This window comes from Bacillus sp. lyk4-R2A-2 (genome assembly GCF_030209735.1).
GTDB classification, from domain to species: domain Bacteria; phylum Bacillota; class Bacilli; order Bacillales; family Bacillaceae; genus Bacillus; species Bacillus pumilus.
In genome coordinates this window covers 642931-666537 of sequence record NZ_JARVRK010000005.1, presented here as the reverse complement: position 1 = coordinate 666537, position 23607 = coordinate 642931, and the positions used below count along the sequence as shown (strand labels likewise).

Here is a 23607-nt window from a genome sequence, read left to right as displayed (position 1 = left end):
CGTTGAAATTCTTCTTATACCTAACCCTCCGCATCTCTGCGAGCCAATAAGACTTTCTCCGCTTTCTCAAGATCTTCTTCCTGTTTGACCACAAGTGATTTTTGGGAATCCATGATATACGCTCCAACAGATCCTTCTAAAAAGGAATGAATGCATTCTTTTGCATATGGAACATGAAAAGCATACACTGCTCCATTTAAACGGCCATACGTATATGGCTGCTCATGCTTTGGCATGAAAAAGTAATGATTGTCCTTATATAAAGTGGCTTCATTATTCTCATGCAGTGTCCATGTCTCATTTGGGTTTTCTAGCGCCTCTGTAAAAGATGCCACGCAGTCATAGCTCCCTTCTACTAGAAGCTGCAAGCACTTCTCAATATCTTCCGGCTGTCTTAAAGGAGACGATGGATGCAAATATAGAACAATATCAAAGGTTTTCCCCTCACGCTCTAAGTAAGCAAGCGCATGCTTCACCGCTATGAGTGACGGTGTTTGTTCTGTTACATGACTGTCTGGAAGTTCTATCACACGGGATCCGTAGTGAGAAGAAATGATTTGTGTATTGACATCCTCTGTAGAGACGATGATTTCGTCTAACTCAATCATTTGCAGTAACGGCTGAATGGTCCAATAGATGAGCGGCCGCTCCGCCAATACGCGAATGTGTTCATCATGCTGATCGCGCCTGCTTCTAAAAGCTGGTATCAAGGCTAAAATACGATTTCCCCTATACATGTATTCCCTTCTCCCCTCGCGCAAAGCTCTCTACATATTCTTCCGAGCTGATCGCAGTACTGAAGTGTTCAGGTCTCTCATTTTTCTACTTATTCTCTTATCTCTCCATATTCTATTAAAACGTCATGCAGATGGTTATAATGTGTTCACCTAATTTATATAGAAAGTGGTTCTTTTCCTCAAACGGATACCACTCTTTCACATATGATGCAAAGTAGAGAAATGAGAGTTGGGGGATTAGATATGTCCAAAAAGATAGAAACGAGTTTGAAGGCTTTTTTTCGTGACAAAACGATATTAGTTACAGGCGGTACAGGTTCAATCGGACGTCAAATTGTGAAAAAATTAACATCATGCTCTCCAAAAAAGATTATCGTCTTCAGCAAAGATGACAGCAAACAATACATGATGAAAAATGAGTATGCGGATCACCCAGAAGTCGCCTTCGCTTTAGGCGATGTACGAGATGCAAGCCGCGTGAGACAGCTCGTCAAAGGCGTTGATATCATCTTTCATGCAGCCGCCTTAAAACAAGTACCTACTTGTGAAGACAATCCGTTTGAAGCCGTGCAAACAAATATTATCGGCGGGCAGCACATCATTGAGGCTGCAATCGAACATGAAGTCAGTCATGTTGTCAACATCTCCACAGACAAAGCAGTTTCTCCGACAAATGCCATGGGTGCAACAAAATTAATTTCAGAAAAACTATTTTTCCAAGCAAACGAAAGTATTCTGAACCAAAAAACATTGTTTTGCTCTGTGCGTTTTGGCAATGTGCTTGGATCAAGAGGTTCCGTCATTCCCATCATGCTCCAGCAGCTGTTAAATGAAAAACCTTTGACCGTAACTGATCCTCATATGACACGTTTTTTTATGTCCATCGAAGAGGCTGTCTCCCTCACACTTCAAGCAGCCATCATGATGAAAGGCGGCGAAACGTTCATTCTCAAGATGGAGTCATTACAGCTTGCTGATCTCTTAAAAGCGTTTCATGAATATGCTGCTCAAATCAATGTCTCATCTCCGGAAATTCTCGTTGTCGGGAAAAGACCTGGAGAAAAGCTTCACGAAGAGCTTACATTTCCGCACGAAGCAGATGCACTATTTGAGCATGAACAATTTTATGCCATTTTACCAAGACCAAAACTGCATGCTTCCTTTCAAAAAGTCGACTTAACCAATTACACATCCAATGAAGCGCCTCTCATTACAAAAGAAAAGCTATTCCGCATCATTGAACAATTACATCACACGCATCATAAAAAATAAAAAATCGTCACACGGAAGCAGATGCCTTCCATGTGACGATTTTTTTTTAATAGATCAATCAAATAGATGTTTCAAATCCCCATAGCCTTCTTTTTCAAGATCATCTTTTGGGATAAACTTCAAAGCGGCTGAGTTAATACAATACCGAAGACCATTTGGTCCTGGTCCATCAGGAAAGACATGACCTAGATGAGAATCAGCTGTCTTGCTGCGCACCTCTGTCCGCACCATCCCATGGCTCTTATCCACCTTCTCGGCTACTTCCTCATCTTCAAGCGGCTTTGTGAAACTCGGCCAGCCGCAATGGGCATCAAACTTATCTAAAGAAGAAAAAAGCGGCTTGCCTGAAATGATATCTACATAAATGCCTTCTTCTTTATGATCCCAGAATTCATTTTGAAATGGCGGCTCAGTGCCATTATTTTGTGTGACTTCATACTGCATTCGGTTTAATTCTTTTAGTCGTTTTTCTTTATCGTTTGTCATGATTTATCACTCCAATGGGACTCAATAAAACCCGCTCTGCCAGAACCGACATGATATCGTTCGTAGTGCATTTTGTTCTTTTTATAATAGTGCTGATGATACTCCTCTGCGGGATAAAAAGGAGCAGCATCTAAAATTTCTGTCACAATTGGCTTTTGAAAGATGCCGCTTTCGTTCAGCTTCTCTTTCGATGCCTCTGCAAGCTTTCTCTGCTCATCATGATGAACATAAATACCTGTGCGGTAGGACTCTCCTCTATCACCAAATTGCCCGCCATCATCTGTTGGGTCTATTTGCTGCCAATACAGTTCTAATAGCTTTTCATACGGGAATACGTCTGGATCAAACGTGATTTGAACCGCTTCTCTATGCCCCGTTGTATTTGTACATACTTCTTCATAGGTCGGATTCACTGTATGTCCGCCAGTATACCCTGATTCAACTTTGATAATGCCCGGCTGTTCATCAAAAGGTTTAACCATACACCAGAAGCAGCCTCCTGCAAATGTGGCTAATTCTTGTTTTTCAGACATATTAGTGCCCCCTTCATTTAAAAAATGGTATCATCATATTATAACATGATGAAAAATAATGAAAATGATACGACTCGTCTACCTAAATGATAAAAAAGCATTTTGTCGTATTTTAAAATATAATGGGGGTTTAATGATTGGAACAAAGAAAAAAAATGATGTATGAAATGGATACTTTACTGAGAACCGTATTTAAGCAGATCCGTTATGAGATTAACAGCCTGCTCGAAAACGAATTATCTCGGAATGAATTTCTCATTTTAAATCTGCTTCGTGAGCAAGGTGCAAAAAAAGTAACGGAATTTGCGTCCATTCTAGGAGTGTCAGCAAGCCATATCACAGCTGTGACCGACACACTCGTAGAAAAGGGCTGGATCACCCGTATCCGTTCTAAAGAGGATCGCCGCATCATCAAAATCCACTTAACCGATAAGGGTAAGGAAATTACTGAGCATTTTGAGAAAAAGAAAACAGAATACTTTATGGAGCGATTTGAGTCATTCGACGACGAAGAACTGAAAACAATGATCAAATTATTTAAAAAGCTGGATAAAAGTCAAAAGGATTAAGCATAGAATTTAGCGCACTGGACATGCTACGGATAAAAAGAGGTGGAATAAACCATGACAAGCCCTTATCTTTGTCCAAACTGTAAAACGAACAGAACGCGCTTTAATCTGATTGAGCAGCTTTCAGAACCTGTGAAACTTGACCCTGCGACCGGAGCAGTTGTCGAAAGATACGAAGGAGAGCAGCTTTCTCCTTTTCACATGAGCTATCAAGGTCCTCAAATAAAAGTCCAGTGCGGTGTTTGTGGTCTCATTGAGGATGAAAAAACGTTCATTAAGCTAGCTGAATATCATCAATATTCTTCTCCTTCTTAACATGCGGGCCTGACGGAAAACGTCAGGCTTTTTTCTATGCTTCGTTTGCCTATACAGATCGCCTTTTTCATGCATACGCTACAAAAAACACCATCGCATAAGAAAGTAGGGATTGATACATGCAGCAGCTCTTTTATCATAACTATCCATACCGTCCACTCGCTGCGGGCTTCGAGCACCCTCAAAGCAGCCCTTCATCCAAAGCCTTTATTCGGCTTTTTCACGCTGCCCCAGATCTTAGTGAGCTCGCTGTTTATGTGAACCGGAATGAGGTTTTGAAAAAAATGCCTTACAGCCAGTTAACAGCTTATATGGAGTGGGATGAGGGAATGTATGAGATAGAAGTGTTCAAGCTAGCTACAAAACAAAGAGTTCTTCATTCTCGTATGAAAATTAAACGTGACGAGATTTACACCCTATGTATCACGGGTGCACATGCAGGTTTTGCGCTGCTGACAGAGCGGCAAGACCCTCTGATTCAACATAAGGACCTGTCAGCCCTTACATTTGTCCACCTTTCTCCAGACCTTCCTTCCATTGATATATATGAACGTGATAAAGGGGTGTTAGCTAAGGAGCTTCACTATGTAAACAGCACTCACATTCATCATTTCTCCCCGAATAAATATCATTTTGAATTGAAAGCCGCCGGCACTCAAAGTATACTGCTTGATATCCCAAAAGTTCATCTGCAAGCAAATCGCGCATACCTCATTCTGCTTCATGGATTTGCTAACGGAGAGCCAGAGCTTATGGCGAAGGTGGTCTTGTCTCAGCAAATATAAAAAAGAGCCTTTTCCATAAAGGAAAGGCTCTTTACGAGACATCTTCAGCTTTTTCTTGCTTTTGAAAATCAAAAGCAAGAATCATGATACCTAGAAATAATGCACAATAGGCAATATTTAAGTAAAACTGATCGATATTTTCTGCTCTTAAATCAGTGGCAGCTGTGATGCCAAAGTACGCAGCAAATAAAAACGACAGTAAACTAAAATATTGATAGACTCGCTTCATGATTTCACTCCTGACTCACTTTCTATTGCTTTGGATGATAATATGAGAACTCAATTTCATCGTTCTCTAGATCAATTTTGTTTGCTTTCACATACATATCATTCGTCAACGGCATTTCTGAAAGGCGCACTTCAACCGTTTTTTGATCCGGTTTCACATGAACGAATTCTGGCAGTTCATAGAACTGGCCCATGTAGCTTAGAACAAAACTAATCGGAATGCTCAATTGTCCAATTGAAAGGCCATCCACTTTCAAAAGCACATCACCATTATCTTCGACAGTTGGCGTAAATGAGACGTTTGCATCAATCGTCGAAGAGAAAGCTTTAATGGCGCCTGTTACTTTTACATCTTGATCGATCGCCACATGAAAGTCTGGCATATCGCTTGACCCTTGATTTTTCAAGTAATCATTGATAAAGCTGGTGAGTGATTCCTTTGAGCTAGATATATTAAAAGAATACTCGCTTTTCAATTCTTTAGTTGAAGCGGATTGACCGCCTGGCATTAACATCAAAATACCGCAGGCAAGTACAATCAATAGATTGATTGCAAGTAAAATAAAAAATAAGCTTTTCCACTTTTTCATACGTTCACCCTATTCCTTCGGCAGTCCTTCTTTTTTCACTTTGGAGAATAAACGATTTGCCATAAGAGAGTACCCCTTTTGGTTTGGGTGGAAATCATCATCTGCCAGTAATTTTTCATCAGAATCTTCCTCAAATAAATCTGCTACATTGATCATATCAGCGTTGCCATCTTTTTTTAGTTCTTTTTTGGCGACGGCATTCCAGTCTTTGACGACTTCATCAATGTCTTTCAGCTCAGTGAGACTGAATTTAAAGGGATTATACATGCTTACATACATGATCTTCGCATGGTCATTATGTTCTCTCAGTTGAGCAAGAATGGTTTTAAAGCGCTCCTCAAAAGGCCCCTGCTCTTTTTGAAAAGGAGCAAACGTCAAATTGAGTACATTTTGACGAACGACATGCATTAAGTCATTGCCGCCGATCGTAAAGAAAATATAGTCAGCATCTTTCAGACCGTCTTGCACCTTTTTTTCTTTTAATCTTTTTAATAAATCTACCGTTCTACTGCCTTTAATGGCATAGTTTTTTAATGTGACAGATTGCACGCCGTCCACTGCTTCTAACTTGTCACGGGTCATGCCTGCATATCCTTTTTTTTGTTGATCTCCGATTCCTTCTGTTAAGGAATCTCCAACCGCTGCGATGGTAATATGTTCTTTTACGTCTTGTGTGTCTTCTAGTTTATCCTTTATGCCAGCCTCTTGCGCGGAACATGCAGAAAGAACAAAAGCTAGAGACATCACAATCAAAATCAAACGAGCCTTCAAACGATGATGTCCCTCCTTTTTCTGATTAAAAAAGTGTATCATGTTTTTGCTCATTTGAACATCTTTATGCTAGCTACGGATCAGCGTTTTGATGTCCTTGATGATGTCATCATATGGCGTGTTTTGTACACCATCATAATTTTTCATCACTTTTCCTTCTTGATCAACTAGGAAAAACAATGACTGATGAATCACTTGGTCTTCATCTTCAGGTTTCTTCACAATGGTTTTAAAGCTTTTCATTGCGAATTTTTCAATTGCTGACTGCGAGTAACCAGTGAGGAAATCCCAATTTTTAAAGGATAAAGGATATGCTTTTGCAAATTCCTTTAGCTTTTTCGGTGAATCTACCTCCGGGTCCACGCTAAAGGAAATGATATGCGCATCCAATTTTTCTTCTTTTAACCGTTTTTGCAGCTCTGTCATATGTGCAGTCATCGGCGGACAGATCGTTTCACAGCTTGTGAAAATAAAATCTGCCACCCATACTTTCCCCTTCAAATCATCCAATGACACCTTTTGTCCATCCTGATTTTCATATTCAAACGGCTGTATTTGATAATTTAACGCATCTTTGATTTGTCCATTTGAACATGAGACTAAAAGAAGCACGCTTATGATCATAAGCGCACCAAGTGAGGCTCCCCTTTTTTTAAGCATGGTACGTCCATCCCCTTTTCGAAGTCAATCGGTATAAAAAGTAAAGCCTATTGCACCTTTTCCAGTGTGACACGAAATAATTGGTGTTGTGTAGGCGATGTCAACAGGTGCTTCAGGTGTATGATCAAGCAGTGCTGATTTGAGCTTTTCAGCGAGTTCTAATGCATCTGCATGCGCTATCCCAATGGCTTGAACTGTTTTTCCTTTCACCGCCTGTACATACTGTTTGGTTAAATAGCGGACAAGAGCAGAATAGCTTCTCACATTCGCTTCTGGCGTGTATACCCCGTCTGTTAAGCTGGCAATTGGTTTGATGTGAAGAAGTGAGCCGATCAGCGCCTTCCCTCTTCCAATTCTTCCACCTTTCACGAGATTTTCTAATGTATCGATTGTGACAAATAGCTTTGTTCCAAGACGGATTTTATCCATTTCTTTGATAATGTCTTCACGGCTTGCACCATTTTGTGCAAGTTCGGCTGCTTTGGTGACTTGAAACCCTAGTCCATATGAAATAAAGTTTGAATCAATCACCGTGATGCTTCCGTCTACCATTTTCGAAGCGCTTTCAGCAGTTTGAACCGTACCACTCATCCCACCCGTTAAATGGATACTAATGACTTCGCTTCCATCTGCCGTCAGCCTTTCATATAATTCGACGAATTGACCGATCGCAGGTTGAGACGTTTTCGGCAATTCCTCAGCGGCCTCCATTTTTTCAATAAATTCATCTGGCTGTATATTCACTCGGTCAATATAATCAACCCCAGAAATGGAGATATTGAGCGGAATCACGTGAATGGAAAGATCATTGATTTTTTCTTGCAGAAGGTCCACTGTTGAATCTGTTACAATTTTAATTTGTTTCACTATTGTCTCATCCTTGCTGTCTTAGTCTTTACTTATGATATTACCTTATTTCGTGCAAACTTGAAAACAACTGTCATGACGTTTTTGAAATTGTCACATTTTCTTCTTATCATGAAAAAAATCCTTGCCAAGCTGAGCAGCAGCCATTTTAAAACAGCCGCTCACTCCCTTTGACAAAGATTCCTTTTTACGCATTGTGTTTCAGTGTAGGCTCCTGATAGATCTGCTCATATGTGCTCCACTTGACGTTACGTTTCACATCCTCTCTGAAAGAGTACACAGCTCTCTTTCCTTTAGATACATAGACTTTTTTCAAGAAAGCTTCAAGTCTAAAGGTGAGCATGAAACGATACGGCTCATCTCCCTTTAGTACAGGAACTTCTGTTACCTTGATCTGAGCTCCATCCATCCGTCTAAAACATATTGTTTTGAGCAGCACAAACGATCAATCCTCTTTTCCAATGTTCTGTTACGCCTAAATAAATAGGTGGAATAAATCTTGATCTTTATTCACTTCAACATAATGGAATCCTTTTTTATTCATCCGTTCAATGAGCGCCGCATAGTCATCTCTTTCTTTCAATTCGATGCCAACAAGCGCGGGTCCCTTGCTTCGGTTATTCTTTTTCGTATATTCAAAGCGGGAGATATCATCATTTGGCCCTAATACTTCATCTAAAAATTCCCGAAGCGCACCTGCTCTTTGCGGAAAATTGACAATGAAATAATGTTGAAGCCCTTCATAGATCATCGACCGTTCTTTGATTTCCTGCATTCTGCCAATATCATTATTTCCTCCACTGACAATACAGACAACATTTTTCCCTTTAATCTCCTCGCGATGGGCATCCAGCGCTGCGATCGGAAGTGCGCCTGCCGGCTCTGCTACAATCGCACATTGATTATAAAGCTCTAAAATGGTTGTACATACTTTCCCCTCAGGTACAAGACTAATTTTATCGACAACAGATTGTAGCGATGTAAACGTCTTTTCGCCAATCCGCTGAACCGCTGCTCCGTCTACAAACTTATCAATGGAATCAAGTGTCACAACCTTGCCCTTTTCATGAGAGGCATGGAGTGAAGCTGCGCCAAGTGGTTCGACGGCAATGATTTCGGTTTCTGGGGCGATATTTTTGATATATGTACCAACTCCAGATAACAGACCTCCACCTCCAACACTTGCAAATAAAAAGTGAGGCTCCACTTCGATATCATTTAATATTTCTACAGCTGTCGTTCCTTGTCCTGCCATCACATCTAGATCATCAAACGGATGGATAAACTCACGCTTTTCTTCATCTCCGCATTTAACTGCTTCATGATATGAATCATCAAACGTATCTCCGGTTAAGATAATTTCAACATATTCTTTTCCGAAAAGCTCTACTTGAGATACTTTTTGCCTTGGTGTCGTAGCAGGCATAAAGATTTTTCCGTGGATACCTAGATATTTACAAGAATAGGCAACACCTTGTGCGTGATTTCCTGCACTTGCGCAGACAATGCCGTTTTTTAGTTTATCTTTTGGAAGCTGGCTCATTTTATTAAAAGCGCCTCTTAATTTAAAGGAACGAACTACTTGCAGATCCTCTCTTTTTAAGTAGACATTACATTCATATCGTTCAGAAAGTCGCTCATTTTTTTGAAGAGGTGTATGAATGACTACATCCTTCAAATTTTGATGGGCCTTTAAAATGTCTTTCACTTGAATTAGCGTGTTTTCTTTGAGCAACGGTTTCATGTACAAGATCCTTTCTCTTTAACCTTATTTAATTTGTCATTATAACATGAATATTCAAAAAATAAACCAATAGATCATAGATCAAGCATAAATTTCATAAACTTTTTCGTTTCTCTGTACATTTGGTTTTATTGGGTGTTACAATAGAACCAATTGGAACCATAAAGAAAGGAATCACCCGATGACCACACATTCGTTTACATCTATATATGGAGAGCATCAAGAAATGAAGCGTGCCATTCACCTGGCAAAGCAATTCACAAAGCACGAGCAGCCTGTCTTGATCACAGGAGACATTGGCACAGGCAAAACACGATTTGCCCATGAAATTGCTCATGCATCGGCTTCAAACGCTTCACTGACACATCTATATTGCCCCATCTTAGATGAAGATACCTTGCAGAAAGCCTTCACGGAAAAGACCCGTCAAATCCTTTATTTAGACGAAATCGCCGCATTAAGTATTCCTATGCAGCATCAGGTTGTTCGTTTTCTAGAAACATCTCCTGCAACAAAAATCATTGCCACTTCGTCTTTATCAATAGAGGCATTGAGGGTTTCATCTACCTTTTTACCTGAGCTGTTTTATCGCTTAAATGTTTTCCATTTGCCCTTACCGTCATTAGCAGATCGAAAAACTGACATTCCTGTGTTAACAACTGCTTTCTTTCAGGAGCTGAGCATGGCGCCTGATATTGATCCAAGTGTTTGGGAAACCTTGCAGGAGTATCCGTTTGAAGGAAACGTACAGGAACTCAAAAATATCGTTCATTATGCTGCAGTCATTCTCGAGGGGCAAACGGTATTTTTACACCACCTGCCGCCTTTTGTGTTAACCCCTCTTTCGCCGGAGGTAAAAGGAAAAAAGGAAGATCATCAGCTCACACTAATGGAAAAACAAGAGTTTGTTTTCCTGCTAGAAGCCATTAAATCTCTCAATGAGAAAGGTGAAGCAGCCAGCAGACGCATCTTGTCTGAATTAAGCAAGCAAGGCGACATCCCGCTGACCCCTCAGCAGGTGAGGAGCCGATTAGATGATCTTGAGAAAAAAGCATACGTGACGAAAGGAAAAGGCAGGGCCGGCACAAAGATTACACTTGAAGGTCTTTCATTCCTGAAGTCACTTGATGGTTATATACCGGTTCAATAAAAGGAGGACATCCATTGTTTACTGTAAAAGAAGAAATTGCAAACGCCATTACACATGGCATTGGCGTTATTTTATCCATACCAGCCATTGTTTTTCTCGTGTTATTCGCTGTTCAATACGGCACTATCACAGAGATCGTGAGCTTTTCAATATTTGGGGCATCCATGCTGCTGCTCTATTTAAGCTCGACCTTGCTTCATAGCATTCGGCACAAAAAAACAAAAGATGTATTTGAAATCCTCGACCACTCGGCTATTTATGTATTGATCGCTGGTACCTATACGCCCTTTTTACTCGGACCATTAAAAGGCGCACTCGGCTATACGCTTCTTGCGATTGTATGGGCTCTTGCTGCTGGCGGAATTGTCTTTAAAATCTTTTTCGTCAAACGGTTTATCATTGTGTCCACCCTCGTTTATTTATTAATGGGCTGGATGATTATCATTGCCATCAAACCACTTTACATTGGATTAACGGGCGCAGGATTTGGCCTCTTGCTGTTAGGCGGTCTATTGTATTCGGTCGGAACCATCTTTTATATTTGGCGGAAAATCCCCTATCATCATGCCATTTGGCACAGCTTTGTTCTCGGCGGCAGTGCATCCATGTTCTTCTGCATTCTCTTCTACTGTGTGAACATTCCTGCTGCATGAAAAAAACCAGCATCCGAAAGTGGATGCTGGTTTTTCTATGCTCGCTTTTGGGCGTAATCGCTCATCATGACAGGTGCTTTAATATGAATATCAACATTAACAGGGCGCAGCCTTTTCACGACTTTCCCAGTTAATAGACGCTCCGTTCCACTTGTTTCAACCGGTACAAGCGGACAATCACAATCTTCAGCAAGTGCCTCTGCCATGTGACGATATAATTCCGAAAGCAATACACTCTGCCCCGATAAGATTCTTTCCTTTGCTTCTTCTAATAAGGCATCATCAGATTGATTCTGATGAATAACCGCCATCTTCTTCAGCCATTGTTTTAAAATGGGATATCGAAAAAGATTCGGCTTTGCCATGAAAGCAAATGGTTTTTCAAGGTGACCAATCAATAATGTCGTTGTGACTGGATTCAGTGCCTGTGTGATATAAATAACGGGTCCATCTGGCAGCTTCTTTTGCTGGTGAATGGTCATAACTGATCCTGACTGGTCAATACATCCTCGGGCAAACCTTTTTGCATGCTCATGAATGAGATGCATTCGTTTCGTATAGGAAATGCGTGGATCAGTAAATTCATGGGCATGCAAATGCCTCATACTTTTAAAAAAGGATACAACAACATAAAGTGTTAAAAACCAATAACGAAACAACCGTACTCCTCCTACTCATTTATCCTTTTTTGTCATATACGACAAATTCATAATTGTAGGGGTTCTTTTCGTCACGATGGCCTTTTTTGCGTGATACAACCGTCCATTCGTTTTCATTGTAATCAGGAAAGTAGCGGTCTCCTTCAAACGCATGGTGAATATGCGTGATATATAGACGATCCGCATATGGCATCATTTCTTCATACAGCTTAGACCCGCCGATGATAAATAACTCGGTCTCGCTTTCCCCAATTGCCAAAATATCGGCAATGGAATGGACAACCTCGCATCCTTCTGCTTCAAAAGAAGAACTTGTTGTGAGCACGATATTTCGGCGGTTAGGCAGCGCTCGTCCAATGGATTCAAACGTTTTTCTGCCCATGACAATCGTATGGCCGCCTGTGACCTTCTTAAAATACGCTAAATCAGCTGGTAAATGCCAAGGCATTTGATTATCTTGACCAATGACTCTGTCTTTTCCTGTCGCCACAATCATCGAAATCATACACTGACTTCTCCTTTAATATGCGGATGCGGATCATAGTTCTCAAGTACAAAATCATCGAACGTGAAATCGAAAATGCTCTTCACATCTCTTGTGATGCGAAGCTGCGGAAGCGTGCGTTCCTCGCGCTCTAGCTGCATTTTCACCTGCGGAAGATGATTCTGATAAATATGTGCATCTCCTAGCGTATGAACAAACTCTCCTGGCTCAAGATTTGTGACTTTGGCAATCATCATCGTGAGAAGAGCATATGAAGCAATATTAAATGGCACGCCTAAAAAGATATCTGCCGATCTTTGATAAAGCTGGCAAGAAAGCTTCCCGTTTGATACGTAAAATTGAAACAGACAATGACATGGTGGCAGTGCCATTTGATCAATTTCAGCCGGGTTCCAAGCGCTGACGATCAGTCTTCTTGAATTCGGATTATGCTCGATATCGTGGATCAGCTTTGTGATCTGATCCACTGTCTCACCGTCCCCACTAGCCCAAGATCGCCACTGCGCTCCGTATACACGGCCCAGTTCGCCATTTTCATCTGCCCATTCGTTCCAAATACGGACACCATTTTCCTGAAGATATTTGACATTTGTATCACCTTTTAAAAACCACAGTAACTCATGAATAATTGATTTCAGGTGCAATTTCTTTGTTGTTAACAGCGGAAATCCTTCCTGCAAATCAAATCTCATCTGGTAACCGAACGTGCTGATTGTACCTGTTCCCGTTCTGTCACCTTTTTCATCCCCGTGCTGTAATACATGACGGCATAACTCTTTGTATTGTTTCATTTTTTTCATCCTTTATTTATGTTCTTGTTGTAGTTTACCTTATTTCCGCTTTTGTTTAAACACCAAAAAAACATGCCTGCATAATCATGAGCAGACATGTTTTTCTTTTATACTTGATTCACTCGATCCTGCTCTTCGTCCTTAATATCTTGGTGTGAGTGAGCAATACGGCTAGCTGCTGCTGCGGCAAGCGCGGCGACAAGATCATCAAGGAAGGTATGCACTTCACCTGGACGCCCTTCATCTAATTCCTTGATAATACCAAATTTCTCTTTATCTAAATAACCGAAGTTGGTCAAGCCGATTGATCCATATACATTGACAATGGAAAGCGGAATAATCTCATCAATTCCATATAGCGGCTCATCTGTTTCAACTAAGTGCTGCAAAGGTTCTGGCAACAGCTTTTTTTCTGCCAGCTGATCAAGGGCAAGTCCTGTTAAAACCGCATGGACAATTTCCCTTTTATTCAACACTTTTTCAACATTTTCAATACAGACACTAAGTGGAAGGTTTGGATGATATTTTTCTTGAAGCTTTAGCACAATGTGTGCAATATCTTCAATTTTCACTCCGCGTTCGTTTAACATTCGTTTTGTAATCTGCACCATTTCGTTCATTGTATACTTTTTCAATTGGCATGACATCTCCTTCTAGTGGCTCATCCAGCTCGGCGGGGTGTTTTTGTCCCAGTAAATATTACCGAGTTCATGATGCGTCTGGAATCCATCTTCTGCTGTATGGTAGTGAAAGTTAAACCAATATCCGCTGTGTGGCGGCTGATCTCTTCTCACATGAAAACGGAGCAAATCTTCTCCAGTCTTCCGGTTGTAGATGTGAAAGATTTTTTCGCCATTTCCGCTTGAAGGCTGATCAGTTAACACAACATCTTGAAATTTTTCGTCATCTTTGAAATTTGTTAAAACATCGGTTAACACTTGTTCAATTTTCGGTTGAATCTCTTCTCTGTACTCGTCTTCAATGACAGGTGTGATTTTACGGCCGAATTTGAGAAATGACTGATTTTCTGCACTTGATAGAACCTCTTCCTTATATTGCTCAAAGGGGTCTACCTGCTCTTTGCTTGCCTCTTGCGATCGTTCCCAGCCTGATGTATCATAAACCGCTGTATAAGGCGTTTTATCAGGTGAAGAAAGTTCAGATGGCTTGTCTGTCATCAAAGCCGACGGAGGAGAAACCAAACCAAAAGTTGCAATGGTAAAGAGCGCAACAAGCGTTTTTCTCATCCACATCTTCATGATATCTAATTCCTTCCATAAGTTATCATACTGCTATTCTAGCATATAATGAATTTTCAGTCATTCAATTTGGTCACTGATTTGAGACTTTCTTTTTCATAATAAAACGTTTACAATGACAGTAATGACAACTAAAATTTGGGAGGAATGGGTATGCTTGAAGGCTTTTTCGTCACAGCTTCCTTGCTGACACTGTTTTATTTTGTCTATATGGAGATTACAGATTAAAAGCCCTTAGAGAGGGCTTTTTCAAATTGTTGACAAAGGGCTAAAATGATCTTGAGTTTAGCCCTTTGTCTTCTTTACAGCGTGATAGAAAGCCTTTGCAGTCCTAGGAAGGACGAGTACCGGAGCGGAGCGAATTTGACATTCGTGAGCACCGGCGCGCAGACCTGACACCGAATGCGAGGGTTTGTCTACACGCTGTAAAAGCCCTTAGAGAGGGCTTTTTTCTTTCTCGATATACCCATAATGAAATTGGGCTGTTTTTCGTTTGATGACGTGAAATTGGTAAGAGTCCGCTTTAAATCGTGTGCTTTTCCAATGATCTTTTAACACCACTCTTTTTCTTGCCACCCTTAATGCTTCTTGCACGGCTGCTTCGTGATCAAAGTCGTGCTCTGCCGCATGACGTAGCGGCGCTATACTTGTAGATTCTTGGATCGTTTCCTCAAACATCGGATCAAAATAGACGATATCAAATGAACAGTCAGGATACTTCTTTAGCTGCTCGATACTGTCTCCACTGATAACAGAAATCCGTTTCATCGCTTCATCAGCTTCCTCTATCCCCGTCTCCCATGTATTCAGTCCTTCTTTCACTAGTAACGCCGTAATGGGATTCTTTTCAATACCGACGACCTGTCCATTCCTGCCTGTCGCACAGCTTGCAGTAATCGCATCAGACCCTAAGCCAAGTGTGCAATCTAAAAAGGAATCTCCCGGCTTTAGCTGTGCTGCTTCAATTAAAGGATCCTTTTCTTCGCGCAAGAGCCGCTTCAACCTGAACATCGCTGAGCTTGGATGAAAGAAGAACTTTTCACCATTTGGCTGATACCATTCAAATCTTTCTTTTCCGACAACAAGGACATCTCCTCGTTTCATCGCAAGCTGCTTGACAGATTGTTTGCGTCTTTCTACATACTCACCATGTAAATCCTCTGCAAGAGCCTTCGCTGTTTCAATCGTTTGTTCATTTGCTCTAAAGCTTGTTGTAATGAGCATATCGTTCCTCCATCATGATCAAGAAAAAATGCCCTGATCTAGTTACAGGGCATTTCAACACGTGTATTAGCAATGTTTTTCAAATGCAGTTAAGACATTTTTCATGATATCTTCCATTTCACGACCTTCAATTTCGTCACGCGGGATAAAATGAACGAGTTCATTTCCTTTTAAAAGGGCCATAGAAGGAGATGATGGCTCTTCACCTGTGAAATATTCTCTCATTTTTGCTGTTGCTTCCCGGTCCTGCCCAGCAAATACTGTGACGATTTTGTCTGGCGCTTTTGCTGCCTTCATCACAGCTTGAGTCGCTGCTGGGCGTGCTAAGCCGGCAGCACAGCCGCATACAGAATTAACAACAACAAATGTTGTTCCTTCAGCTTCTTGCATCGTTTGTTCTACTTCTTCTTCCGTCGTCAGTTCTTGGAATCCTGCACTTGTCAGCTCTTGGCGCATTGGCACAACGAGCTGGCGCATATATTCTTCATATGCCATTGACATAAAAAAGCCCCCTCTAAAATCCTTATGTTGTGAATAAAGGATACTATAGAGAGAGCCAATTTTCAAATGTTCTATTTCAGATTAAATTTTCATAATTCCGCCTGTGTTGGCTGATGTCACAAGTTTTGAATATCTGGCAAGATAGCCCGTTTTCACTTTTGGCTCAAAGCCTTTCCAGTTCGCTTTTCGTTTTTCCCATTCTTCCTCTGGAACCTCTACGCTTAAAATGCGCTGCTCAATATCAACCACGACATGGTCACCATTTTCAACAAAGGCAAGCGGGCCGCCTTCAGCTGCTTCAGGAGAGACGTGTCCGATAGACAAGCCGCGAGAAGCGCCGGAAAAACGTCCGTCCGTAATTAAAGCAACCTTTGGTCCAAGACCCATCCCGACAATTTGTGAAGTAGGAGCAAGCATTTCTGGCATACCAGGTCCGCCTTTAGGTCCTTCATAGCGAATGATGACAACATGTCCTGCTTCTACTTTTCTATTAATGATGCCTTCAAGAGCTTCTTCTTGGGATTCAAATACGATCGCAGGTCCTTCGTGACGTGTGATCCCATCTTGTACTCCGCCCGTTTTAATGATGGCTCCATCTGGCGCAAGGTTTCCAAATAAAACCGCTAAGCCGCCCTTTTCAGTAAATGGCTTGTCGATTGGATAAATAACGTTATAGTCTTTAACCTCGTGACCTGCAATGTTCTCACCCATCGTTTTCGCTGTGACGGTCATTGTATCTAAATGAAGGGCGCCTTCTTTTTTGGACAATTCATTTAGCGCAGCTGTGACACCGCCTGCTTCATGTAAATCCTCAATATAAACATCCGAAGCTGGAGCAAGTTTTGATAAATGAGGCACACGCTCTGCTACTTCATTGATGCGTTCAAGTGAATATTCAACACCTGCTTCATTTGCGATCGCCAGTGTGTGAAGAACTGTATTCGTTGAACCACCAAGTGCCATATCTAATGCAAATGCGTTATCAATTGCTTTCTCAGTCACAATATCACGTGGTTTAATATCCTTTTTAATGAGCTCCATTAGTTGTTTTGCTGACTTTTTCGCAAATTCTCTTCGCTCTGGTGATGTCGCCAAAATCGTTCCATTTCCAGGAAGAGCAATTCCAAGTGCCTCTGCTAAACAGTTCATTGAGTTTGCTGTAAACATACCTGAACAAGATCCGCAGGTCGGACAGCCAAACTGTTCTAATTCATTTAATTCCTCTTCGTTAATTTTACCTGACTGGTAAGCACCGACGCCTTCAAATACAGAAGAAAGGGAAATCTTTCTGCCATCACTTGTTCTACCCGCTTCCATCGGTCCACCGCTGACAAAGACCGTCGGAATATTGACACGCATTGCTGCCATCATCATCCCAGGTGTAATTTTATCGCAGTTAGGAATACAAACCATTCCATCAAACCAGTGAGCAGATACAACGGTTTCGACAGAGTCAGCAATGATTTCACGGCTTGGTAGTGAATATCTCATCCCGATATGGCCCATCGCAATTCCATCATCGACCCCAATCGTATTAAATTCAAATGGGACGCCGCCAGCTTCACGAATGGCTTCTTTCACAATCTTTCCGAATTCCTGAAGATGGACATGTCCTGGGACAATATCAATATAGGAATTACAAACAGCAATAAATGGCTTGCCGAAGTCCTCATCCTTTACTCCCGCTGCTCTTAGTAAGCTTCGGTGAGGTGCTCTGTCAATTCCTTGTTTAATCATATTACTACGAAGTTCTGCCATCTGTTTAAAAAGCCTCCTATACTACAAGTCTTGTTGACTGTATGATTTTGAGTTGATTTTATTTTACAAATTTTCTGTTTATTTAGCCACCGATGAATGACCGATGACCAGCATGGCTGCTGAAGCTAGTGTTCAGCATGGTTCGTGTCATAAAATCTGACCTCCAATATTCTATATTGGTACTACTATATAGAGTTTTTTCGTATATTTCAACAATATTCAAAATAATTTTTCTAAAAAAATTTTTCTGTCTATGATTTTAGAAAAACAAGCTACCTATCATTGGCAGCTTGCTCATAAGTCTCATCATTCTGATGCATTTTTTCTACTTTCTGTCATTTGCTTCCATACTGAGCCTTTCGCTTCTTCTCCGTGCTCAATGCGCTCAATCGCCATTTTCACTTGAAGGCTGACTTCAAATTCAGGGTCATGCTCAGCTTCTTTTAATGCGTCAAGTGCTGTTTCGTCACCTTCTTCATAAAGAAACATCGCTGCACGCCAGCGAACAAGTTTACTTGGATCCTTTAATGATTCGATCATTGCTTCTATAGCGCTCGGGTCACCAAGGTCTGAAATGCAGTCTCCAGCGGTTCTGCGGACCGTCACTGTTTTATCTTTAAGCCCTTTATATAAAATAGGCAGAATAGCAGGATCTTCAATCATTCCAGCATTCACAACGGCTTGTCTGCGAATCGATGTTTTAGGGTCCTCCATTGCTTTCATTAAAACAGGTATATCCTTTTGCTCTGGCTGCATTTGCTCTAAATGGGCAAAACGCTTTTTCCAATCTTCCTCGCGCAGCATTTCTTCTGTCACATCATATGCCTTTCGGTTCACCTGTCGATCTACAGCTTCTTGTCCTTCTTTGACTGCCTCTGTTAAGCGGGCTAAACGTTCGTCATCATAGGCTGCTTGGAGCTCTTCTGTCACTTCCTGGCCGATATCTGCAAAGTCACCAAAACGAACGCCATGTTCTTTCCACACACGTTCAAATACGACATTGTCTGAACTGCTTCTGAGCTTTAAAATGGCTGCTTGGAAGCGTTCAGGCATGCCAAACCGCTCTTCTCTTTCACCGTCCGTTAATTTGACTTGCATCGGAATCCCATTAAACATTTGGATGAACACTTTGACTTCGCCAAATGTGTCACCGCCAGACTGCGACCCTTCCTGAAGGCCTTCTGTTTCTTGACCAAAGGCTTCTCTGACCTGCTGCAAAATGCCCTGCCAGTCAAACTTTGCATTACGCTCAACCGCTAAGAAATCTGCGACATGATAAACACCTTTTACACCTTCAATGTTCAAAATACGCTTAATCATCTCTGGCGCTTCGTCTTTTTGATCCTTTTTGTAGTTGTTGCTTTTCCCGCCGGCAAGTGCTTCTGTCAAAATGACCTTCATCGTATTTGGACTTGGCGTCGGTTCTATCGCTGTTATTTTCATCTATACATCCTCCTTACACACATAAAGACCCTACTCATCTGTAAGGCCGCATTCTTCTTTCCATGTCTTGATAAATAGGCTCATCAAATCATGCCTCTCCTCAGCAAGCTGCTTTCCAGAACGAGTGTTCATTAAGTCTTTTAATTTGAGCAGTTTTTCTTCCATATGTTTTAGCACGGAGCCCTGCTGCGTGTCCTTTGTATAGTGGGGTTCCCCTTTTGCGCCTGCATAAGTAAACACCCTCGCAATACCGGTTGCTCCTATCGCATCGAGCCGATCTGCGTCTTGAACAATGGCCCCTTCTAACGTTATTGGTCTATTCTGCTTATGTCGATGACGAAAAGACATCGTTGTAATGATGTCCATGATATAACAAATATCTCGCGTATGAACTTCCCAAGAAAGGAGCTGAAGCTCAAGCTGCTTTGGTGAAAGCTTCCATTCACCCGGCAGCTTTTCATCTATGACATCATGAACAATCGCTGCCATTTCGATCACAAACAGAGAGCCGCCTTCCTGATTAGCAATCTGGCAGGCAAGCTGCCGCACACGATCAATATGAGCCGCATCGTGTCCAGTCGGTTCATATTTCAGCCGATCTGAAACAAAGGAGGCAGCTGCCTCCAATTGTTTTTTCTGCATGACGGTGAGCACCTTATTTGTCCAAAAGAGCGATGATGGAGCTTTCTAATTCTTTTGGTGATGTTTTCGGAGAGAACCGCTCAGTGACTTCTCCGTTTTGATCCACGATAAATTTTGTGAAATTCCATTTCACTGTTTTCGTGCCAAGTACACCTTTTGCATGACTTGTTAAATGTTTGAAGAGCGGGTGCGCGTTGTCACCATTGACATCTACTTTCGCAAACATAGGGAAGGTCACCCCATAATTCAAAGAACAGAATTCTTGAATGGCTTCTTCTCCTTCTGGTTCTTGGTTCATAAATTGGTTACATGGAAATCCTAAAATTTCAAGGCCCTTTTCATGATATTGATCATATAGCTCCTGCAGTTGTTTAAATTGAGGAGTCAGTCCACATTTGCTTGCTGTGTTGACAATAATGAGTACTTTTCCTTTGTAATCTGCCATTGATTTTTCTTGACCGTTAATGGTCTTGACCTGAATATCATAAATTGACATCTCATAGCCTCCTAGGATTCACTTTTTCCTATCGTAACATGCTTCTTTTATAAAATCGCTTTTTATGCTTCCGGTTAAAAGAGTCCTGTCACACTGCCGTCTTCTAATAAATCCATCTCGAGCGCCGCTGGTTTTTTAGGTAATCCAGGCATTGTCAGAATGCTTCCAGTTAAAGCAACAATAAATCCTGCTCCTACAGATGGTTTTAACTCACGAATCGTAATGGTAAAGCCCTTAGGTCTCCCAATTAAAGCTGGATCATCTGAAAGTGAATATTGCGTTTTTGCCATACAAACCGGTAAATGCCCCCAGCCGTTTTCCTCGATGGCTGCCAGCTGTTTTCTTGCTTTTGAAGTGAGTGTGACCCCGTCTGCTCCGTAAACCACTTTGGCAACTTTAGATAATTTTTCTTCGATGGAATCATGCTCTTCATACAAATAGGAAAAGCTGTTCTTCTTCTTTTCAATAAGTGTAGCGAGTTCTTCGGCAAGTGCTGTCCCGCCTTCTCCTCCTTCTTCCCATACATTCACAGCTTGGACTGGGTGGCCATGTGCGTGGCACCAATCTTCTATCGCTTGAATCTCTTCTTTTGTATCAGTGATAAATCTGTTAACTGCGACAATGTACGGAAGACCGAAGGCTTGGACGGTTTCAATATGCTTTTCTAAATTATGTATACCTTTTAATACAGCTTGTGCATTCTCTTCTTTGAGTTCTGTTTTCTTCATTCCGCCATGCATCTTTAATGCTCTGACAGTCGCCACAATGACAACTGCACCAGGCTTGAAATCACCAGCTCTTGTTTTAATGTGCAGGAACTTTTCTGCTCCAAGATCTGCTCCAAATCCAGCTTCTGTTACGACATAATCGGCTAATTTCGCCGCCATTTTAGTTGCAATTAAACTATTACATCCATGCGCAATATTGGCAAAAGGACCGCCATGAACGAGGGCCGGAGTTCCTTCAATCGTTTGTACAAGATTCGGTTTGAGTGCGTCTTTTAAAAGTAACGTCAGAACACCTTCATATCCAAGTGCACCAACAGTGACCGGCTCCCCGTCTTGATTATAGGCAACAACAATAGAAGAAAGACGTTTTTTCAAGTCGGTTAAGTCTTCTGCTAAACAAAGGATGGCCATCATTTCGGAGGCAACCGTGATGTCAAACCCGTCTTCTCTAGGATACCCATTTACCTGTCCACCAAGTCCGACAACGACCTGTCTTAAAGCACGATCGTTTAAATCAAGCACTCGCTTCCATACAATGCGGCGCGCATCGATGCCAAGTTCATTTCCGTGATGGATATGGTTATCAATGAACGCAGATAAAGCATTATGTGCAGAAGTAATGGCATGAAAATCTCCTGTAAAATGAAGATTGATTTCTTCCATTGGTAGCACCTGTGAATATCCTCCACCTGCTGCACCGCCTTTTATACCCATTGTAGGACCTAATGAAGGCTCTCGCATTGCTATGATTGCTTTTTTCCCTATTTTTTCGAAGGCTTGACCGAGCCCGACTGTGACGGTGGACTTCCCTTCACCTGCTGGCGTTGGATTGATCGATGTGACAAGGATCACATGTCCTTCTTTTTGTTCTTTTAAACGGTCAAAAATAGTCAAAGATATTTTCGCTTTTGTGAAACCATAGCATTCTAATTCTTCGTCATGTATTTGCAGCTTTGCTGCGATGTCTTGAATAGGTCTCAGCTTTGCCTTTTGGGCGATGTCAATATCTGATAAATGCTTTGTGATCATAAATAAACGGCCTCCTTTTTTTCGAGAAACAGCTTTGTTTTTGCTCTGTTTTTCATTGTAACATAATTGAAACATTGAAATATCGCCAGAAAGTTCCTATAATGAAATGAAATTATCTTTGGTTCAGGGGGTGGCGAGTTGCCTATTAACATACCAGTTCATCTGCCGGCAAAACAAATACTAGAGAGCGAAAACATTTTCGTCATGGATGAGACAAGGGCATTCAAGCAAGATATCCGTCCTTTGAATATCGTGATCTTAAATTTAATGCCAAAAAAAATACAAACTGAAACGCAGCTGCTAAGAATGCTCGGAAATTCTCCTTTGCAAGTGTACTTTACGTTTTTGATTCCAAGTACGCATACACCGAAGAATACGTCGAGAGAGCATCTAGATGAATTTTATACGACCTTTGAATCGATTCGCCATAAGAAATTTGATGGAATGATCATCACCGGCGCACCAATTGAGCATTTAGCTTTTGAAGAAGTATCCTATTGGAAAGAGCTGCAGGACATTTTGGACTGGAGTAAAACGAATGTGACGTCTACTCTTCACATTTGCTGGGGTGCACAGGCAGGCCTATATCACCATTATGGTATTGAGAAAATCAAGCTTGCTGAGAAAAAATTTGGGGTATTTGAGCATCTTGTGAAAGAGAAAAAAGAAAGATTAGTCAGAGGTTTCGATGAAGTATACTATGTCCCACATTCGAGGCATACAGATATTAATACAGAACAATTAAAAAACACGCCGAATTTGAAAGTATTGAGTGTCTCTGAAGAAGCGGGTGTTTGTTTAATTGTTTCAGATGATGATAAACAAGTATTTTTAACTGGACATCCTGAATATGATACGGACACATTGAAGCAGGAATATGAAAGAGATTTGTTGAAGGATGATACAGTCCAAAAACCTGTCCACTATTTTATAGAAGATGGTGACACATTAGTCCCAGTGAATCGATGGAAAGCCCATGCCACTTTACTGTTTATGAACTGGCTCAATTATTATGTTTATCAAGAAACACCATACGTTTGGGAATAAAATAGACTGTAGTCTGATGATAAATGGCCAAAATGTGTTAAAATACAAATGGCTCTGTCTTCCATTATCAATTTAGTCTTGTCGTTTTTTAAAATTAGTTTAATTCTTTCGTAACGAATGATATGCTCTGACTGTTTATATGTTATCTTTATGTATATGTAGACC

29 protein-coding genes are annotated in these 23607 nt (G+C 41.2%); 7 read left to right on the top strand and 22 right to left on the bottom strand.

Annotation, left to right across the window (positions count from 1 at the left end; all coding sequences use genetic code 11):
- Positions 1–20: 20 nt before the first annotated feature.
- Positions 21–737, bottom strand: coding sequence for an acylneuraminate cytidylyltransferase family protein (locus QRN39_RS10400; RefSeq protein ID WP_284907215.1), 717 nt, complete (start codon positions 735–737; stop codon positions 21–23).
- Between the two features lie 243 nt (positions 738–980).
- On the opposite strand from QRN39_RS10400, the gene QRN39_RS10395 reads away from it, so the two are divergent.
- Positions 981–2009: an SDR family NAD(P)-dependent oxidoreductase gene (locus tag QRN39_RS10395; protein ID WP_050943901.1), complete on the top strand. Its 1029-nt coding sequence runs from the start codon at positions 981–983 to the stop codon at positions 2007–2009.
- Between the two features lie 54 nt (positions 2010–2063).
- On the opposite strand, the gene msrB is transcribed toward QRN39_RS10395, so the two are convergent.
- Positions 2064–2495: a peptide-methionine (R)-S-oxide reductase MsrB gene (msrB, locus tag QRN39_RS10390; RefSeq protein WP_012010290.1), complete on the bottom strand. Its 432-nt coding sequence runs from the start codon at positions 2493–2495 to the stop codon at positions 2064–2066.
- Positions 2492–3028: a peptide-methionine (S)-S-oxide reductase MsrA gene (gene msrA, locus QRN39_RS10385; protein ID WP_050943900.1), complete on the bottom strand. Its 537-nt coding sequence runs from the start codon at positions 3026–3028 to the stop codon at positions 2492–2494. The genes msrB and msrA overlap by 4 nt, the downstream gene beginning before the upstream one ends.
- Positions 3029–3183: 155 nt before the next feature.
- Between msrA and QRN39_RS10380 the strand changes: the two genes are divergently transcribed.
- The 3 genes from QRN39_RS10380 to QRN39_RS10370 all read left to right on the top strand — a co-directional run bounded on the left by QRN39_RS10380 (position 3184) and on the right by QRN39_RS10370 (position 4697).
- Positions 3184–3597, top strand: coding sequence for a MarR family transcriptional regulator (locus QRN39_RS10380; protein WP_370339267.1), 414 nt, complete (start codon positions 3184–3186; stop codon positions 3595–3597).
- A gap of 54 nt (positions 3598–3651) precedes the next feature.
- Positions 3652–3912: a hypothetical protein gene (locus tag QRN39_RS10375; RefSeq protein ID WP_012010293.1), complete on the top strand. Its 261-nt coding sequence runs from the start codon at positions 3652–3654 to the stop codon at positions 3910–3912.
- A 119-nt stretch (positions 3913–4031) separates the two neighbouring features.
- Positions 4032–4697 (top strand): DUF4397 domain-containing protein, encoded by a 666-nt coding sequence (locus tag QRN39_RS10370; RefSeq protein ID WP_284907214.1) that lies wholly within the window; start codon positions 4032–4034, stop codon positions 4695–4697.
- 31 nt (positions 4698–4728) lie between these two features.
- Here the strand turns inward: QRN39_RS10370 and ypmT are convergent, their stop codons facing one another.
- The 7 genes from ypmT to ilvA all read right to left on the bottom strand — a co-directional run bounded on the left by ypmT (position 4729) and on the right by ilvA (position 9557).
- Complete coding sequence (gene ypmT / locus QRN39_RS10365; protein ID WP_012010295.1) at positions 4729–4926, bottom strand: protein YpmT; 198 nt, start codon at positions 4924–4926, stop codon at positions 4729–4731.
- Between the two features lie 22 nt (positions 4927–4948).
- Complete coding sequence (locus QRN39_RS10360; RefSeq protein WP_050943897.1) at positions 4949–5515, bottom strand: YpmS family protein; 567 nt, start codon at positions 5513–5515, stop codon at positions 4949–4951.
- 9 nt (positions 5516–5524) lie between these two features.
- On the bottom strand, positions 5525–6286 hold the full coding sequence (locus tag QRN39_RS10355) for an SGNH/GDSL hydrolase family protein (RefSeq protein ID WP_034620452.1): 762 nt from the start codon (positions 6284–6286) through the stop codon (positions 5525–5527).
- Between the two features lie 69 nt (positions 6287–6355).
- Positions 6356–6946 (bottom strand): SCO family protein, encoded by a 591-nt coding sequence (locus QRN39_RS10350; RefSeq protein WP_003216134.1) that lies wholly within the window; start codon positions 6944–6946, stop codon positions 6356–6358.
- A gap of 24 nt (positions 6947–6970) precedes the next feature.
- A complete protein-coding gene (locus QRN39_RS10345; RefSeq protein ID WP_284907213.1) occupies positions 6971–7813 on the bottom strand; it encodes a DegV family protein in 843 nt (280 codons plus the stop codon).
- Between the two features lie 187 nt (positions 7814–8000).
- Entirely contained in the window at positions 8001–8252 is a 252-nt protein-coding gene (locus tag QRN39_RS10340) for a YpmP family protein (RefSeq protein ID WP_003215729.1), read from the bottom strand.
- Between the two features lie 36 nt (positions 8253–8288).
- Positions 8289–9557 carry a threonine ammonia-lyase IlvA gene (ilvA, locus tag QRN39_RS10335; RefSeq protein ID WP_003215464.1) on the bottom strand — a complete coding sequence of 423 codons (1269 nt, stop codon included), beginning with the start codon at positions 9555–9557 and terminating at the stop codon, positions 8289–8291.
- Between the two features lie 181 nt (positions 9558–9738).
- On the opposite strand from ilvA, the gene QRN39_RS10330 reads away from it, so the two are divergent.
- Positions 9739–10707 carry a sigma 54-interacting transcriptional regulator gene (locus QRN39_RS10330; protein WP_284907212.1) on the top strand — a complete coding sequence of 323 codons (969 nt, stop codon included), beginning with the start codon at positions 9739–9741 and terminating at the stop codon, positions 10705–10707.
- Positions 10708–10721: 14 nt separating this feature from the next.
- Positions 10722–11360, top strand: a complete 639-nt coding sequence (gene trhA / locus QRN39_RS10325; RefSeq protein WP_003215766.1) for a PAQR family membrane homeostasis protein TrhA — start codon at positions 10722–10724, stop codon at positions 11358–11360.
- Between the two features lie 35 nt (positions 11361–11395).
- Here trhA and QRN39_RS10320 read toward each other — a convergent pair whose 3' ends face one another.
- The 12 genes from QRN39_RS10320 to QRN39_RS10265 all read right to left on the bottom strand — a co-directional run bounded on the left by QRN39_RS10320 (position 11396) and on the right by QRN39_RS10265 (position 22395).
- Positions 11396–12019: a lysophospholipid acyltransferase family protein gene (locus QRN39_RS10320; protein WP_284907211.1), complete on the bottom strand. Its 624-nt coding sequence runs from the start codon at positions 12017–12019 to the stop codon at positions 11396–11398.
- Between the two features lie 19 nt (positions 12020–12038).
- The gene (locus tag QRN39_RS10315) at positions 12039–12524 is read right to left on the bottom strand and encodes a dihydrofolate reductase (RefSeq protein ID WP_003215564.1); all 486 of its coding nucleotides are present in this window, start codon (positions 12522–12524) and stop codon (positions 12039–12041) included.
- Entirely contained in the window at positions 12521–13315 is a 795-nt protein-coding gene (locus QRN39_RS10310) for a thymidylate synthase (protein ID WP_050943892.1), read from the bottom strand. Before QRN39_RS10310 ends, QRN39_RS10315 begins: the two co-directional genes overlap by 4 nt.
- Before the next feature lie 107 nt (positions 13316–13422).
- Positions 13423–13950 carry a phosphatidylglycerophosphatase A family protein gene (locus QRN39_RS10305; protein WP_003215861.1) on the bottom strand — a complete coding sequence of 176 codons (528 nt, stop codon included), beginning with the start codon at positions 13948–13950 and terminating at the stop codon, positions 13423–13425.
- Positions 13951–13968: 18 nt separating this feature from the next.
- On the bottom strand, positions 13969–14574 hold the full coding sequence (locus tag QRN39_RS10300) for a YpjP family protein (protein WP_003215665.1): 606 nt from the start codon (positions 14572–14574) through the stop codon (positions 13969–13971).
- Positions 14575–15009: 435 nt separating this feature from the next.
- Complete coding sequence (locus tag QRN39_RS10295) at positions 15010–15798, bottom strand: class I SAM-dependent methyltransferase (protein WP_226803612.1); 789 nt, start codon at positions 15796–15798, stop codon at positions 15010–15012.
- A 66-nt stretch (positions 15799–15864) separates the two neighbouring features.
- On the bottom strand, positions 15865–16299 hold the full coding sequence (locus QRN39_RS10290) for a BrxA/BrxB family bacilliredoxin (protein ID WP_113387095.1): 435 nt from the start codon (positions 16297–16299) through the stop codon (positions 15865–15867).
- Positions 16300–16380: 81 nt separating this feature from the next.
- Positions 16381–18057: a dihydroxy-acid dehydratase gene (ilvD, locus tag QRN39_RS10285; RefSeq protein ID WP_050943890.1), complete on the bottom strand. Its 1677-nt coding sequence runs from the start codon at positions 18055–18057 to the stop codon at positions 16381–16383.
- Between the two features lie 306 nt (positions 18058–18363).
- A complete protein-coding gene (locus QRN39_RS10280; protein WP_284907207.1) occupies positions 18364–19500 on the bottom strand; it encodes a conserved virulence factor C family protein in 1137 nt (378 codons plus the stop codon).
- 30 nt (positions 19501–19530) lie between these two features.
- Positions 19531–20142, bottom strand: coding sequence for an HD domain-containing protein (locus QRN39_RS10275; RefSeq protein ID WP_284907204.1), 612 nt, complete (start codon positions 20140–20142; stop codon positions 19531–19533).
- A 13-nt stretch (positions 20143–20155) separates the two neighbouring features.
- On the bottom strand, positions 20156–20638 hold the full coding sequence (locus tag QRN39_RS10270) for a glutathione peroxidase (protein WP_003216059.1): 483 nt from the start codon (positions 20636–20638) through the stop codon (positions 20156–20158).
- Between the two features lie 74 nt (positions 20639–20712).
- A complete protein-coding gene (locus QRN39_RS10265) occupies positions 20713–22395 on the bottom strand; it encodes a formate--tetrahydrofolate ligase (RefSeq protein WP_050943888.1) in 1683 nt (560 codons plus the stop codon).
- A 138-nt stretch (positions 22396–22533) separates the two neighbouring features.
- Here QRN39_RS10265 and metA point away from each other — a divergent pair, with 138 nt between their 5' ends.
- Positions 22534–23442: a homoserine O-acetyltransferase MetA gene (gene metA, locus QRN39_RS10260; protein ID WP_003215782.1), complete on the top strand. Its 909-nt coding sequence runs from the start codon at positions 22534–22536 to the stop codon at positions 23440–23442.
- Positions 23443–23607: the final 165 nt, after the last annotated feature.